The following is a 13,850-nucleotide window of genomic DNA, read 5'->3' as shown; positions in this document are numbered from 1 at the left end:
CGACGCGGGCGCCCGCCGGAACCAGCGCGGTACGTATCGGGTGGGTAATGTCGAAGTTTGTGAGCAGCGACATCACCGCGACGGCGGCCTGGCGGAAACTGCGCGATCATCATTCGGCCATTGCCGACCGGCACCTGCGCGAGTTCTTCGCCGAAGATCCGGAACGCGGGCGGGACCTGACCATCGAGGTCGCCGACCTGCACATCGACTACAGCAAGCACCGTGTCACCCGCGAAACCCTCGATCTGCTGGTCGAATTGGCCGAGGCGGCGGGGGTGCCGCGGCGCCGCGACGCGATGTTCGGCGGCGAGCACATCAACACCTCGGAGGATCGCGCGGTCGGGCACGTCGCGCTGCGGCTGCCGCCCGGCGCGTCGATGACCATCGATGGCGCCGACGCCGGCGCCGAGGTGCACGAGGTGCTGCGCCGGATGGGCGAGTTCACCGACGCGCTGCGCTCGGGGCAGTGGCGCGGCGCGAGCGGCGAACGCATCCGCACGGTGGTGAACATCGGCATCGGCGGTTCGGACCTGGGTCCGGTGATGGTGCATCAGGCGCTGCGGCACTATGCCGACGCGGGCATCTCGGCGCGGTTCGTCTCCAACATCGATCCGGCGGACCTGACCGCGAAGCTCGACGGCTTGGACCCCGCGACGACGCTGTTCATCGTTGCGTCCAAGACGTTTTCGACGCTGGAGACGCTGACCAACGCGACCGCCGCGCGCCGCTGGCTGGTCGCCGCGCTGGGCGAGGACGCGGTCGCCAAGCATTTCGTGGCGGTGTCCACCAACGCGGAACGGGTGTCGGCGTTCGGGATCGACACCGCCAACATGTTCGGCTTCTGGGATTGGGTCGGCGGGCGCTATTCGGTGGATTCGGCGATCGGGCTGTCGGTGATGGCGACCGTCGGCAAGGAGCGGTTCGCCGAATTCCTGGCCGGGATGCACAGCGTCGACGAGCACTTCCGCACCGCTCCCCCGGCCGCCAACGCGCCGCTGCTGCTGGGTCTGCTGGGGGTGTGGTACTCGAACTTCTTCGGCGCGGAATCCCGTGCGGTACTGCCGTATTCGAACGATCTGGCCCGCTTCCCGGCCTATCTGCAGCAGCTGACGATGGAGTCCAACGGCAAATCGGTGCGCGCCGACGGGACCCCGGTCACCACATCGACCGGGGAGATCTTCTGGGGCGAGCCCGGCACCAACGGGCAGCACGCCTTCTACCAGTTGCTGCACCAGGGCACGCGGCTGATCCCGGCGGATTTCATCGGCTTCGCCCGGCCCACCGACGACCTGCCGACCCGCGACGGCACCGGCAGCATGCACGACATCCTGATGAGCAACCTGTTCGCCCAGACCAAGGTGCTCGCGTTCGGCAAGACCGCCGCCGAGATCGCCGCCGCGGGCACCGACCCGAAGCTGGTGCCGCACAAGGTGATGCCGGGTAACCGGCCCACCACCGCGATCCTCGCCGAACGGCTCACCCCGGGGGTGGTCGGGCAGCTGATCGCGCTGTACGAGCACCAGGTGTTCGTGGAGGGCGCGATCTGGGGGATCGACAGTTTCGATCAGTGGGGCGTGGAACTGGGCAAGCAGCAGGCCCTCGAACTGGAACCGCTGCTGACCGCCGCCGAGGATCCCGCGCCACAGCCGGATTCGTCGACGGATGCCTTGATCCGGTGGTACCGCGCGCGGCGGTGAGGCAGGTACCGTCACGACCATGACGTCGGTTGCGCGACATGTGCTGTGGTTCCTGCCGATGCTGTGGCTGGGTATGGTGCTGGCGATCTCGTTCCTCGAGGCGCCGCTGAAGTTTCGGGCGCCGGGCATCACGCTCGCCCTGGGCCTCGGTATCGGCCGACTGGTGTTCCGAGCGCTGAATATCGCCGAGGCGGTGCTCGCGGCGCTGCTGGTGGTGGCCGCTCTCGTGGTCGGGCCATCGGGCGCGACGTGGGCGTGGCTGATCGCGGCCGCAGTCGTACTGGCCGTGCAGGTGGTCGTCGTCCGCCCGCCGCTGACCCGCCGCTCCGACCGCGTGCTGGCGGGCGAGGACGGGCCGCGGTCCACCGCGCACTACTGGTACATCGGTTTCGAGGTGCTGAAGGTGATCGCCCTCATCGGGCTGGCGGTCGCGGCGGCGCCCTGATCCCTTCGCGGCCACAACATCCCGCGCCGGAAGCGTGTGCTTTCTCATAGGACCCGAACCCGCACGACCGAATTGGGGGCATGCGCGGAAAGCGGCGCGGCGGTACACCGGTACGCGGGGGAACTCGTCTCGGGAGGGTCCATGTCCACCGTCTTTCGCGCCGCCGCACCGCAGCCCGGCGACGCCGCCGACCTCGGTCCGCTCCAGAACCTGCCCGGAACCTGGATGGGCACCGGATTCAGCCTCGCCGAACTGCCGGACCACGAGGGCGGCGCGCCGTTTCGGTTGCGCCTCAACGCCACTCACGAGACGCTGACCTTCACCGAGATCGGCGCGCCCATCCTGAACCGCGGTAACCTCCAGGACGACATCGTCTTTCGCGGACTGCACTACCTACAGCAGATCTCCGACGCGCAGACCAGCGAATCGCTCCACGTGGAGAACGGCATGTGGCTGTTCGTGCCACCGACCTCCGCGCCGCCGTCGGGGCCGACCGTGGTGCGGATGGGCAACATTCCGCACGGCGACTCCTTCCTGGCCCAGGGCGCACCGATGGCGGATGTCCCCGGGGCGCCGGACATTCCGCCGCTGGACTCCACGCCGCGCGGCTTCATGTTCGGCCAGGGCTACTTCCCGCCGACCGGAACCGAACTGCCGCCGGGCATTCCGGACGAGACCCTGCGCAACCCCGCGGTGCTGCTGCGCCGGGTGCTGAAGGAACAGACGGTGCTGCACACGACCACCCTCGACGTCCGGACGGGCCCGGCCGATATCCGCAATATCGGCTTCGTCACCTCGAACGCGGAGGCCGTCGCGCTGCGGTCCGTGCTGTGGATCGAAACGGTGCAGCGTCCCGACGGCACCGAAACCCTGCAACTCCAGTACAGCCAGCATGCGACCCTACGGTTTCCGGCGGGACCGCAGCCCGACCCCGCCGTGCCGGTCGACTGGCCCCACCTGCAGGTCGCCACGCTGGTGAAGCAGTAGGGCGCGCCGTCAGACGAAGGCGCGCTCGAGGATGGCCCCGGTGTCGACGCCGACCGGCAGCGTCCCGAACGCGATGCCCCAGTCACCGCCGAACCTGGTGGCGCAGAAGGCGTCCGCGACGGCGGCGTGCCCGTGGCGGACCAGCTGCGCGCCCTGCAGCACCAGCGCCATCAACTCGACCACGCGACGGGCGCGGTATTCGATGTCGGTCAGATCGGTGAGTTCCTTGCCGATGCGGTCGATCGCGTCGTCGAGATGGTGGTTGCCGCCGCGCGCCAGGGCGACCTCGTTGAAATAGGCCTCCACCGTTTCGGGCTGGCGGCCCATCGCGCGCAGCGCGTCCAGCGCCGCGACGTTCCCGGAGCCTTCCCAGATCGACATCAGCGGCGCCTCGCGATACAACCGCGGCATCCCGGACTCCTCGACATATCCGTTGCCGCCCAGGCATTCCAGCGCCTCGGCGGCATGCGCAGGGGCACGCTTGCAGACCCAGTACTTCGTGACCGCCAGCGCGATGCGGCGCAGCGCCGCCTCGGCCGGATCGGCGCCGGCGCGGTCGGTGGCCCCGGCCAGGCGCATCATCACCGTGGTCGCCGCGTCGGACTCGATGACCAGATCGGCGAGGACGTTGCGCATCGCGGGCTGGTCGATGAGCTTGGCGCCGAAGGTTTCCCGATGCCGTGCGTGATGCACCGCGTGCACCACGCCGGCCCGCATCCCGGTGGCCGAGCCGATCACACAGTCCAGCCGGGTCATGTTCACCATCTCGATGATGGTCTTGACCCCGGCGCCCTCCGCGCCGACCAGCCAGCCCACCGCGTTCTCGTACTCGATCTCCGAGGAGGCGTTGGACTTGTTGCCGAGTTTGTCCTTGAGCCGTTGCAGCCGAAGCGGATTGCGGCTGCCGTCGGGCAGCACCCGGGGCAGCAGGAAACACGACAACCCGCCGGGGGCCTGGGCGAGGGTGAGGAACATGTCCGACATCGGCGCGGAGGTGAACCACTTGTGCCCGACGATGCGGTACGTGCCGTCGGACTGCGGCGTGGCCGTCGTGGTGTTGGCCCGCACGTCGGAGCCGCCCTGCTTCTCGGTCATCGACATGCCCGCGATCAGGCCGGACTTGGACGAGGGCTCCCGCAACCCGAAATCGTATGTGCGCGAACCCAGCAGCGGCTCGAACCGGGCCGAGAGTTCCGGGTTGTGCCGCAGCGCGGGGACGACCGCGTACGTCATCGAGATCGGGCACATGTGACCGGCGTCGGCCATGCCCCAGGTGTAGAACTTGGCGGCGCGGGCGGTATGCGCGCCGGGACGCTCGTCGAGCCAGGGACTGCCGTGCAGGCCGTGGGCCACGGCCACCCGCATCAGCTCGTGCCAGTACGGGTGGAACTCGACCTCGTCGACGCGGTGGCCGTAGCGGTCGTGGGTGTGGAGCACCGGCGGGTTGTCGTTGGCCAGGCGTCCCCACTCCTGGGCCACGGAACCGCCTGCGAGCGCGCCCAATTCGCGCACCTCGGCCTCGGCCCAGCCCGCGCCCTCCCGGTGCAGCCCCTCGAGTAGCGCGGGATTGCGGGAGAAGTCGAACGGGACGAGGTGGGGAACCTGGTTGAACACTTCGTGGGTGAGCATGCTGGACTCCTATTCGTGCAGGCCCAAGGCCCGCAAGGCGAAAGTGACGAGTTCGGGCACCACCGCTTCGCCGTGTAGCCCGTCGGCCAGCGGACCGACCAGCACCTCGCCGATGGCGCCGACCAGGGCGGCCGCGCTGACCCGCGGATCCTGCGGCGGCAGTTGGCCGTTCGCGACGCCCTCGGCGACCGCCGACTGGAAGGTCTCGGCGAAGGCGCGGCGGAACCGCAGCCGCTCGGTATCGACCGCCGCGTCGACCGGCTCGGCCAGCAGTACGTAGGCCAGTTTCGGGTTCTTCAGCGCGCGGCCCGCGAAGGTCTCCACCGCGGCGGTGACCCGCTCTACGGAGGTGCCCTCGGCGCCGGCCGCCGCCACCGCCGCGACCTCGCGGGTGACCACATCGCGGAAGACCGCCGTCACCAGCTCGGTCTTGCCGCTGAAGTTCTTGTAGACGGTGCCGGTGGCCACGCCCGCCTCGGCCGCGACGGCCGCCATGGACAGACCCGAGAACCCGCGCTCGGACAGCACCCGGGCGGCGGCGTGCACGATCGCGCCCGCCTGCGCGTCGAGGCGGGCCTGCACGGCAGGGGTTCTGCGGTAGGCCATACAAGAAGTGAATCACGGATTCATTTCTTGCCGCAAGGGGGTATGGTCGGGTCGGGAACGGCACGCCGCGCGGGTCGCGGCGGTCGACGACAGCGAGGAGCGGACGTGGCCGCAGACACCTTCGACACAGCGATGCCGCCCGGTGGAACGGCGGTTCGGTCATGAGCGTCCGGATCGAACGCAACAGCCCGGTGTGCACGGTGGTATTGGATCGCCCGGAGGCCCGCAACGCCGTCGACGGACCCACCGCACAGGCGTTGGCCGACGCCTTCCGTGAGTTCGATGCCGACCCGAAGGCCTCGGTGGCGGTGCTCTGGGGCGCGGGTGGCACGTTCTGCGCGGGCGCGGACCTGAAATCCCTTGGTACCGAACGCTCCAACCGAGCGGCCGCCGACGGCGACGGGCCGATGGGTCCGACCCGGATGCGACTGTCCAAGCCGGTGATCGCGGCGGTCTCGGGCTACGCGGTGGCCGGCGGACTGGAGCTGGCGCTGTGGGCGGACCTGCGAGTTGCCGAGCAGGACAGCACCTTCGGGGTGTTCTGCCGGCGCTGGGGCGTGCCGCTCATCGACGGCGGCACGGTGCGGCTCCCCCGCCTGATCGGCGCGGGGCGGGCCATGGACATGATTCTCACCGGCCGCGCCGTCGGCGCCGCCGAGGCGTTGCAGATCGGGCTGGTGAACCATGTCGTGCCGCCGGGCGAATCCCGCACGGCCGCAGAACAACTCGCCGCCGAACTGGCCGCGCTGCCGCAGACCTGTCTGCGCTCGGACCGGACCTCCGCGCTGGAGCAGTGGGGGCTGGACGAGGAGGCCGCGATCGGCAACGAGTTCCGCCACGGCCTGACCGCGCTGTCGGACGCGGAGGGTGCGCTGGCCGGTGCCCAGCGCTTCGCGTCCGGCGCGGGTCGGCACGGGGCTTCGGCGTAGTCGAGCGGAGCGGCCACCGGTGACGAATCGACTCGGTGTCGTCGACGAGATCTTCCTGCGCACGCATCGCGGCCTCGGTACGCCGATCGTCCTGCAAGGGTTGTGGCGCACCGCCGATCGGGTGACACCGGCCGTGCTGGAGCAGGTGCACGCGGCGTTGCGCGTCGGTTCGCTGGGGCGGCGGGTGGTGCGTCCGCGGGTGCCGGGCGCGCGCCCGTCCTGGCGGGCCAACGACTCGGCGCATCCGCTGCGTATCGCCGCCCGACCGCTCCCGGCCGCGGAGCTGCTGGACTGGGCGGATCTGCAGGGGTCGGATCTCGATCCGGAGTTCGGGCCGGGTTGGCGGTTGTCGGCGACACGGCTGGACGACGGCGGGTCGGTGGTGTCGTTGACGTGTTCGCACGCGCTCGCCGACGGGCGTGGCCTGACGATCGCGGTCGACCGGGCGCTGGCCGGGGCGGCCGGGGTGCACGGCGCGGAAATCGCGGCGGCGGAATCGGATTGGGCCGATGCGCGGCGGCAGTGGTCGATCGTGCTGGGCGGTACGGTGCGCGCGCTGCGACGCGGCGTGCCGAGTCGGCCGACCGCACCTGCCGCGCGGGTCACCAGCGCCGGACGGGACGCGACATGCGGTGCCGTGCTGCAAGTTCCGGCGGCGGACTGGGAGCTGGTGAGTGCCGCGCACGGCGGCACCGCGAACAGTCTGTTCGTGTATCTGGTCGCGAAGATGCTGTGGGACAGCGGGTTTCCCGAACCTACCATCGACGCCAGCGTTCCGGTCGACACGCGGGCGGAGCCACGGGTGGACAACGACATGGCGATGACCGAGGTCACGGTCACGCGCGCCGATACGCCCGCGACGTTGCGCGAGAAGTGCCGCGCCGCATACGAACACCGCATGTCCGCTCCGAGCGGGCTGCCCGAGGAACTGCTCCAGGTGCTGCCCGAGCGGCTGGCCTACCGTCTGTCGCGGGGCGCGGGTGAGCGAGATGTGCTGTGCTCCAATATCGGCGCGCTACCGGCGTCGCTCACCCACCTCGGCCCGCACCGCTGCACCGGCGTCGCGGCGCGCGCCATCCATCCCGGACTGTTGCGGTCCCAGCTGCCGCGAACCCGCCTGTCGGCGTACCTCTCCCGCGCCGCACACACCTACACACTCGCGCTTGTTTCGCTGGATCCAAACCACATCGAGAGTGCCGAATCCCTCCGAGCGTTCGCGACAGCCACTCTCGACTCGCTCGACCTGCTGAACACCAGCTGGTGACTCGGCGGTGGCGCACCGCACTGTGCGCCTTGCCCGGATAACTTACGATCGTGCGCGCACCGGTGCCGATGCGGACGAGACCCGGGCACGCACATGCTCCGGGAGGTCGATATCCGACGCGAGATCCGCTGCGGGAACCGGCTTTTCGAAGACCTGGCGGACCGGTAGTACACCTGCCCAGACGTCGGAACCGAGATCTGCGGGGTCATCGCTCGGCCCGGCGGCCCGGGTCTTCACCGATGCCTCGGTGAGGTCGAGCGCGAGAACCATGGTGGCGGCCAGTTCCTTGTTGGTCGGCGGGCGGACGTAATCCCAGGAGCCGGGTGCGGCGTGCTCGACCACGGCGCGCAGGCCGTGCAGGCGCTCCTCCCGATCGGTGAGTTCGACGGCCCGCCCGTGGATCACCGCCGAGCGGTAGTTCATCGAGAAATGCATGGCCGAGCGGGCGTAGACGATGCCGTCGAGGTGTGTGACGGCCACCGACACGGGTTCGGCGAGGGCGGCGCGCAGATTCCCGGCGCCGGTGGAACCATGCAGGTAGAGCGTGTCGCCGTCGCGACCGTAGGTGGTCGGCAGCACCACCGGCGCGCCGTGCAGCAGCACGCCGAGGTGGCAGATCAGACCGTCGTCGAGAACCGCGTCCAGCGCCCCGCGATCGGCGGCGGCGCGGTCCCGATAGCGCGTGAGGGTGCTGCGCGACGTCGGGGAAAGCGGGGTCCGGGCGGCATGTGACTCGGTCATGTCACCAGCATGTTCCCTACAATGGCATCATTGAACGGCCAATTCGACAGAAGAATGAAAGACCACTTCATGAGCGCTGCGGAGGATTTGATCCTCACCGTCGACCGCGGTTCCGCCCGGCCGATGGCCGTTCAGGTCGCCGACGGCCTGCGCGCGGCGGCGGCCGACGGCCGGCTCCGCGGCGGCGACCGGTTGCCGTCCTCGCGCGCGCTCGCCGGCCGGCTGGGAGTCAGCCGCACCGTCGTCACCGCGGCCTACGACCAACTGCACGCCGAGGGCTGGCTGACCGGGCGGCACGGATCCGGCACATTCCTCACGGCCGCTCCCGTTCCGGCGCCGGAGCCTGCCGATCCGGCCTTCGAGGACGAAACCGCCTCGCCGCGATACGATCTGGCGCCCGGCGCACCCTGTGTGGCGGCGATCGACCGGGCCGCCTGGCGCCGCGCGTGGCGTTCGGCCTCCGACCGTATTCCCGTGGCGCGCAAGGACAGACGGGGTGATCCCGACTATCGGACCATGGTGTCGGAGCATCTGCTGCGGCACCGCGGCTTGGCGGCCGGTAGCGACACCGTGGTGCTGGCGACGGCCGGAACCAGCGCCGCCGTCGCCGAACTCGCCGCCACGCTGCTGCGCCCTGAGGCCGTGGTGGCGATGGAGGATCCCGGCTACCAGCGGGCGGTGGGCGCCTTCCGCGCGGCGGGCGTGCGGGTGGCGCCGGTGCCGGTGGATGCCGAGGGGCTGCGGGTCGACCTGATCCCGCCCGGCGTAGCGGCGGTGTATTGCACTCCCGCCCATCAATTTCCGCTCGGCGCCCGCATGCCCGCGGGACGGCGCGTGGAGTTGATCGAATTCGCCCGCCGCACGGAAGCTTTCGTGATCGAGGACGACTACGACGGCGAATTGCGCTACGACACGGCCCCGCTGCCGCTGCTCGCCACGCTGGCCCCGGACGTGGTGGTGCATCTGGGGACCACGTCCAAGATTCTCAGTCCGACATTGGGCGTCGGCTGGCTCGTGGCGGCGCCCGCTGTCGCGAAAGCGGTGACAGCACACCGGAATACCACCGGCACGGGCCCCGCACCGATCGGCCAGCAGGTGCTGGTCGAATTGGCACGGCACGGCGATCTGGCCCGCCACCTGCGGCGGTTACGCCGCAAGATGCCGCCGCGGCGGGCGGCGGTGGTCGACGAGCTGCGCGGTCGCGGCCTGGAGGTCCTCGGTGACGATGCGGGTTCCCATGTGCTGGTGGCGCTTCCGTCGGCCGCGGCGGAACAACGAGCCGTAGCGGCCGCAGGGCGACGCGGCGTCCTCCTCGACCGCCTGGCCCGGCACCACCTCGGCGAGCAGCGGAATTTCGGAGTGCCACTGGGCTATTCGGCGCTGCCGGAGACGGACCTGCACGCCGCCCTGGCGATCGCGGCGGAGTGTCTGGCGACCGCATAGGTCCGCTCGTCAGTCCGGCCCGACCAGCCGCAGCACGCTCACGCGCAGCCGCTCCTCGGCCTCCTCGACGCTCATGCGCCCGGCCTTGACCTCTTCCCCGGCGGCGTGCCCCAGCGCGATGACGGCGGCGGCCAGCCAGCTCGGCGGTTGCGTCCGGTCGAACTCTCCGGCACGTTGACCTCGGCGTATGAGTCGTCGCAGATAATCGTCGACGGGGACATGGCGGTCCCGGTCGCCCTGGGGCGTCGCCTCCACCCGGTGCAGCACCGGATGGCTCTCGAAGGCGCGCCAGCTGATTTCGAGCATGCGCACGAGGGCGTCGGCCGCGGGGCCGCTGTCGGGGTCGGCGGCGTTCATCGCCGCGATCGTCCGCTCGGTCACGATATCCATCACCGCCGCGAGCAGTTCGTCGCGAGAGGCGAAGTGCGCGTAGACGGTTTGGCGTGTCACTCCCGCCTCCGCGGCGATGGCGGCCAGCCCCGCGCCGGGCCGATCGGCGAGGAGCCGAGTCGCGGCCTCCAATATGGCCGCGCGGCTGCGCTCGGCGTCGGCGCGGCGACGCGGTGCACTCGAACTGACCAACTCTTACACCCTTGTCAAATTTACGGCCGAAGCCTAACGTTTACAGCGTTGTCAGAATTCTACGGCTGGAGCGCCCATGGACCACGCAGCACACCTCCCCCCGGAGCAGTTCATCGCCGACTTCTTCACCGGCTTCACCGACGCGGCCCTGAGTGAGGGCGATCCGGGACAGATCGTCGACCGCTTCCACACCCCGGATGTGGTGGAGATCAGTGACGGCATTCGCATCGATCGGGAGCGCCTGGTTGCCCATCTGCGGCCGATCCGCAAGAACCTGCGGGACTACCGGATCGAGGTGCACGAGGCGCTGGCCGAGGGCGGCCGGGTCGCCGCCCGGCTGACCATCCATGCCCACATGCGCAACGAACGCCAGATCACGACCGAGGTGTACCTGTTCGGCGAGTTCACCCCCGACGGGCGAATGCGCCGCTCCCACGGGCTCACCCGCACCGTTCCGTAGCATGGTCCCATGACCGAACAGGACATTCTCTCGCGCATCAAAGACCTGGTGGATCGGGAGCATCAGCTGCGGTCCAAGGCTGAGGGCGGGTCGCTCGATCCGGAGCAGGAGCGCGCCCAGCTGGCCGATCTCGAGGTGATGCTGGACCAGTGCTGGGACTTGCTGCGACAGCGGCGCGCCCGCACCGACCGGGGCGAGAACCCGGACGAGGCCCAGTCCAACTCCGCCAAGCAGGTCGAGGGGTACCTCCAGTAACGGATACCATCGCTGGATGGTGGCAACGACAGATATCACGACCGCCGACGGCATCGTGCGGGGTCGTCGGGGCCGCCGCGTGCTGCGCTGGCGGTCCATCCCCTACGCCGCTCCCCCGGTCGGTGACCTGCGCTTCCGGGCGCCGCAACCGGTCCAGCCCTGGACCGGCGTACGGGACGCGACCGACTTCGGATTCGCGGCCATGCAGCACCGGCGCGGGGCCCTCATCGGCCCGCGCCGCTCCCAGCCGACCGCCGAGGACTGCCTGACCCTGAATGTCACGGCGCCGATCACACCGTCGTCCGCGCCGCGGCCGGTGCTGGTGTTCATCCACGGCGGCGGCTACGTGCTCGGCACGTCGGCGCTGGGCCTCTACTCCGGAGCGCGGCTGGCGTTGCGGGGCGACGTGATCGTGGTGTCGCTCAACTACCGGCTCGGCGCCTTCGGCTACGTCGATTTCAGCGAGTTCTCCACCGCGGAAAGGCCTTTCGAATCGAATCTGGGCCTGCGTGACCAGGTGGCGGCGCTGGGCTGGGTGCAGCGCAATATCGCGGCATTCGGCGGGGACCCCGGCAATGTCACCATCTTCGGGGAGTCGGCGGGCGCGCACGCCGTGGTGAGTCTGCTGGCCACACCCGCGGCGGCGGGCCTGTTCCATCGGGGCATCGCCCAGAGCGCTCCGGCGGACTGGGCGATGACTGCCGAGGAGGCGCGCGACTTCGCCCGCCGCTGTCTGGACAACCTCGGCGTCGCGAGGGAGGACGCCGCCACCGCGCTCACTACCTTGGGCGCCAACGACATTCGCAAGGCGGTCGACCGCGCTGTCGGGCAGGTGCTGTGGGAACAGCCGGGCAGCTTTCCCGCCGCGCCGGTGGTCGACGGCGACTATCTGCCACAGGCGCCCGTCGACGCCTGCGCCGACGGCAGCGCGCACCCGGTTCCGCTGATCATCGGCACCAATCGCGACGAGGGCACGCTGTTCCAGCGTTTCGACCGGACCCTGCCCACCACCGCGGCACAGTTGCACACCGCGCTGTCCCGGTGCGGTGGCGAAGACCTCGAAAAGCGTGTCGTCGCCGCCTATCCCGGGTTTCCGGGCCGTCGCGCGGCGGTGCGGATGGGCGGTGACTTCGTCTTCTGGCGGCCCACGATCGCCCTGCTGGAAGGGCACAGCAAGCATGCGAGCTGTTACGCGTACCGCTACGACTTCGCCCCGCGCGCGGTGCAGTTGGCCGGATTCGGGGCGACGCACGCGCTCGATCTGATCCCGGTGTTCGGCGGCGTCGACACCGCGGTCGGGCGGGCCATGACGGCGGCCGGCGGACAGCGCGGATTCCGCGCCGTGCAGAACGAGTTCCAGGAGAACTGGCTGGCCTTCGCGCGCACCGGGAAACCGCTCGACTCCTGGCCGGAGTACTCCGTGGAGCGGCGCAGCACCCGGATCATCGACCATCCGGCGCGGGTGGAGGTGGACCCGGAGCGCGCGAAACGTCTTGCGTGGGAAGGCGTCCGCGTCCCGGCGCTGGGGTAGGAACTACTTCAGCAGGCGCGACATCCTGCGGTCGGCGAGAATCTTGCCGCCGGTCTGACAGGTCGGGCAGTACTGGAACGACTTGTCGACGTAGGCGACCTCGCGGACCGTGTCGCCGCACACCGGGCACGGCAGGCCGGTGCGGGCGTGCACCTGCATGCCGGAACGCTTCTCGCCCTTCAACCGGGCGGCGTCCTGGCCGACGGAACGGTTCACCGCGTCGGTGAGGATGGCGCGCATGGCCTCGTAGAGCAGCACCGTCTTCTCCGGGGCGAGCGAGCCCGCCGTGGCGAAGGGGGACAGCTTGGCCGCGTGCAGGATCTCGTCGGAGTAGGCGTTGCCGATGCCCGCCAGCAGCGTCTGGTCGGTGAGCGCGGTCTTCAGTCGCTGCGAGGTGCCGCGCAGGATCTCGGCGAACTGCGCCTCGGTGACCGCCAGCGCGTCGGGCCCCAGCCGCGCGATGCCCGGGACCGCCTGCGGATCCTCGACCACCCAGACCGCGAGGCGCTTCTTGGTGCCCGCCTCGGTGAGGTCGAAGGCCGGGGTCGCGCCCTCGGGAGTGAAGAAGTGCACGCGCAGGGCGAGCGGGCCCTTGCCCGGCTTGGGCGGGTTCGGACTCGGCTCGTCGATCCAGCGCAGCCACCCGCCTCGGGACAGATGCGTGATCAGCCACAGGCCCCCGCAGTTCAATCCCAGATGCTTTCCCCAATGCCCCGCCGCGAGGACGTCACGACCGGACAGCGCGGTGATCGGCGGGTCGAATGTCTTCAGCACGCTCAGTGCCGCGACATCCACCCGCCCGACGACCGCGCCCACCGCGTGCTCGGCGAGGAACCGCTCGAGCGCCGCGATTTCGGGTAACTCGGGCACTCTCGCAGACTACCGGCCACCACCGACATCGGCGATCACTCGCCGTCGTGCACGGTGATGACGTAGCCCTCCGGGTCGGCGAAGGCGAAATGCTTACCGAACGGACCGTCGGCGATCGGCCGCACGATCGGGACCCCGGCCGCGGCCAGCTCGTCGTGCAGCGCGGGGGCGTCGTCGGCGTGCAACCACAGCGCCACACCCAGCCCGGGCCGCGGCACGGCGCTCAGGTCGACACCCGGCAGCGGCTCGCGCACCGCGAACGGGACGGGCCGGGTGTCGAAGACGACGGCGCCGGGCGGGGCGGCCGCGGCTCGGCGCAGACCCAGCCGCTCCTCGTAGAACGCGGCGGCGCCTGCCAGATCGCGCACCTGCAAGCCGATGAAATCGAATCCGGTGACCTTCACGATGACC

Annotated in this window: 15 protein-coding genes; 9 read left to right on the top strand and 6 right to left on the bottom strand. The window is 70.5% G+C overall.

The window, feature by feature from the left end; translation table 11 throughout:
* The first annotated feature begins 59 nt into the window (after window positions 1–59).
* The 3 genes from pgi to ACFMRZ_RS26805 all read left to right on the top strand — a co-directional run bounded on the left by pgi (window position 60) and on the right by ACFMRZ_RS26805 (window position 3,129).
* Complete coding sequence (gene pgi / locus ACFMRZ_RS26815) at window positions 60–1,697, top strand: glucose-6-phosphate isomerase (RefSeq protein WP_400182980.1); 1,638 nt, start codon at window positions 60–62, stop codon at window positions 1,695–1,697.
* A gap of 19 nt (window positions 1,698–1,716) precedes the next feature.
* A complete protein-coding gene (locus ACFMRZ_RS26810) occupies window positions 1,717–2,142 on the top strand; it encodes a hypothetical protein (protein ID WP_400181218.1) in 426 nt (141 codons plus the stop codon).
* Between the two features lie 141 nt (window positions 2,143–2,283).
* Window positions 2,284–3,129, top strand: a complete 846-nt coding sequence (locus tag ACFMRZ_RS26805) for a heme-binding protein (RefSeq protein WP_400181217.1) — start codon at window positions 2,284–2,286, stop codon at window positions 3,127–3,129.
* A 9-nt stretch (window positions 3,130–3,138) separates the two neighbouring features.
* On the opposite strand, the gene ACFMRZ_RS26800 is transcribed toward ACFMRZ_RS26805, so the two are convergent.
* Window positions 3,139–4,758 (bottom strand): acyl-CoA dehydrogenase family protein, encoded by a 1,620-nt coding sequence (locus ACFMRZ_RS26800; RefSeq protein WP_400181216.1) that lies wholly within the window; start codon window positions 4,756–4,758, stop codon window positions 3,139–3,141.
* A 9-nt stretch (window positions 4,759–4,767) separates the two neighbouring features.
* Window positions 4,768–5,364, bottom strand: coding sequence for a TetR/AcrR family transcriptional regulator (locus tag ACFMRZ_RS26795; RefSeq protein ID WP_400181215.1), 597 nt, complete (start codon window positions 5,362–5,364; stop codon window positions 4,768–4,770).
* Window positions 5,365–5,525: 161 nt separating this feature from the next.
* Here ACFMRZ_RS26795 and ACFMRZ_RS26790 point away from each other — a divergent pair, with 161 nt between their 5' ends.
* Both ACFMRZ_RS26790 and ACFMRZ_RS26785 read left to right on the top strand, forming a co-directional pair.
* A complete protein-coding gene (locus ACFMRZ_RS26790) occupies window positions 5,526–6,293 on the top strand; it encodes a crotonase/enoyl-CoA hydratase family protein (protein ID WP_400181214.1) in 768 nt (255 codons plus the stop codon).
* Between the two features lie 19 nt (window positions 6,294–6,312).
* Window positions 6,313–7,557 (top strand): hypothetical protein, encoded by a 1,245-nt coding sequence (locus ACFMRZ_RS26785; RefSeq protein WP_400181213.1) that lies wholly within the window; start codon window positions 6,313–6,315, stop codon window positions 7,555–7,557.
* A gap of 42 nt (window positions 7,558–7,599) precedes the next feature.
* Here ACFMRZ_RS26785 and ACFMRZ_RS26780 read toward each other — a convergent pair whose 3' ends face one another.
* The gene (locus ACFMRZ_RS26780) at window positions 7,600–8,298 is read right to left on the bottom strand and encodes a pyridoxamine 5'-phosphate oxidase family protein (RefSeq protein ID WP_400181212.1); all 699 of its coding nucleotides are present in this window, start codon (window positions 8,296–8,298) and stop codon (window positions 7,600–7,602) included.
* 69 nt (window positions 8,299–8,367) lie between these two features.
* Here ACFMRZ_RS26780 and ACFMRZ_RS26775 point away from each other — a divergent pair, with 69 nt between their 5' ends.
* Entirely contained in the window at window positions 8,368–9,741 is a 1,374-nt protein-coding gene (locus ACFMRZ_RS26775; RefSeq protein ID WP_400181211.1) for a PLP-dependent aminotransferase family protein, read from the top strand.
* Between the two features lie 9 nt (window positions 9,742–9,750).
* On the opposite strand, the gene ACFMRZ_RS26770 is transcribed toward ACFMRZ_RS26775, so the two are convergent.
* The gene (locus tag ACFMRZ_RS26770) at window positions 9,751–10,323 is read right to left on the bottom strand and encodes a TetR/AcrR family transcriptional regulator (RefSeq protein ID WP_400181210.1); all 573 of its coding nucleotides are present in this window, start codon (window positions 10,321–10,323) and stop codon (window positions 9,751–9,753) included.
* A gap of 76 nt (window positions 10,324–10,399) precedes the next feature.
* Here ACFMRZ_RS26770 and ACFMRZ_RS26765 point away from each other — a divergent pair, with 76 nt between their 5' ends.
* The 3 genes from ACFMRZ_RS26765 to ACFMRZ_RS26755 are packed head-to-tail and all read left to right on the top strand — an operon-like array spanning window position 10,400 to window position 12,569.
* Window positions 10,400–10,783 carry a nuclear transport factor 2 family protein gene (locus ACFMRZ_RS26765; protein WP_280363841.1) on the top strand — a complete coding sequence of 128 codons (384 nt, stop codon included), beginning with the start codon at window positions 10,400–10,402 and terminating at the stop codon, window positions 10,781–10,783.
* Between the two features lie 9 nt (window positions 10,784–10,792).
* The gene (locus ACFMRZ_RS26760; protein WP_280275776.1) at window positions 10,793–11,038 is read left to right on the top strand and encodes a DUF2630 family protein; all 246 of its coding nucleotides are present in this window, start codon (window positions 10,793–10,795) and stop codon (window positions 11,036–11,038) included.
* Between the two features lie 16 nt (window positions 11,039–11,054).
* Window positions 11,055–12,569, top strand: a complete 1,515-nt coding sequence (locus ACFMRZ_RS26755) for a carboxylesterase/lipase family protein (protein ID WP_400181209.1) — start codon at window positions 11,055–11,057, stop codon at window positions 12,567–12,569.
* Between the two features lie 3 nt (window positions 12,570–12,572).
* Here ACFMRZ_RS26755 and ACFMRZ_RS26750 read toward each other — a convergent pair whose 3' ends face one another.
* Complete coding sequence (locus ACFMRZ_RS26750; RefSeq protein ID WP_280275778.1) at window positions 12,573–13,439, bottom strand: Fpg/Nei family DNA glycosylase; 867 nt, start codon at window positions 13,437–13,439, stop codon at window positions 12,573–12,575.
* A 35-nt stretch (window positions 13,440–13,474) separates the two neighbouring features.
* The gene (locus ACFMRZ_RS26745) at window positions 13,475–13,843 is read right to left on the bottom strand and encodes a VOC family protein (RefSeq protein WP_280275779.1); all 369 of its coding nucleotides are present in this window, start codon (window positions 13,841–13,843) and stop codon (window positions 13,475–13,477) included.
* Window positions 13,844–13,850: the final 7 nt, after the last annotated feature.

Source organism: Nocardia sp. N2S4-5 (genome assembly GCF_044628355.1).
Lineage (GTDB): Bacteria > Actinomycetota > Actinomycetes > Mycobacteriales > Mycobacteriaceae > Nocardia > Nocardia wallacei_B.
The sequence above is the reverse complement of the archived record's forward strand: the minus strand, read 5'-3'. Positions and strand labels throughout refer to the sequence as shown.